Raw genomic sequence first — 415 nt, 5'->3', positions numbered from 1 at the left:
GACCATGCCCACGGCCGTGATGACGGAGTCGATGGAGAACACCGCATCCAGGATCACCACCTGCGCGATCACGTTCCAGAACTTCCCATGGCCGGTGCCGTGGCTTTCGTCATGCGGCTGGCCGTCAAGGCGCTCGTGCAGCTCCGACGTGGCCTTGAACAGCAGGAAGAACCCGCCGAGCAGCAGGATGATCGACCGCCCGGACAGTTCCACCGGCCCCAGCGTGAGCAGCGGCTTGGTCAGCCCGATGAGCCACGACATGGTGGCCAGCAGCACCATGCGCATCACCAGCGCGAGGCCAAGGCCGATCATGCGCGCGCGGTCACGCTGCGCGGGCGGCAGCTTGTTGACCAGGATGGCGATGAAGACGAGGTTGTCGATGCCGAGAACGATCTCGAGCACCACGAGGGTGAAC

General features: G+C 65.1%; 1 protein-coding gene. It reads right to left on the bottom strand.

Annotation, left to right across the window (positions count from 1 at the left end):
- Nucleotides 1–415: TerC family protein (locus tag M3196_RS21800; protein ID WP_251324380.1), on the bottom strand; the 415-nt coding region annotated here is incomplete at both ends.

The sequence above is a fragment of the Fictibacillus nanhaiensis genome (assembly GCF_023715445.1).
GTDB classification, from domain to species: Bacteria; Bacillota; Bacilli; order Bacillales; family Fictibacillaceae; genus Fictibacillus; species Fictibacillus nanhaiensis_D.
This window is presented reverse-complemented; position numbering and strand designations above follow the sequence as displayed.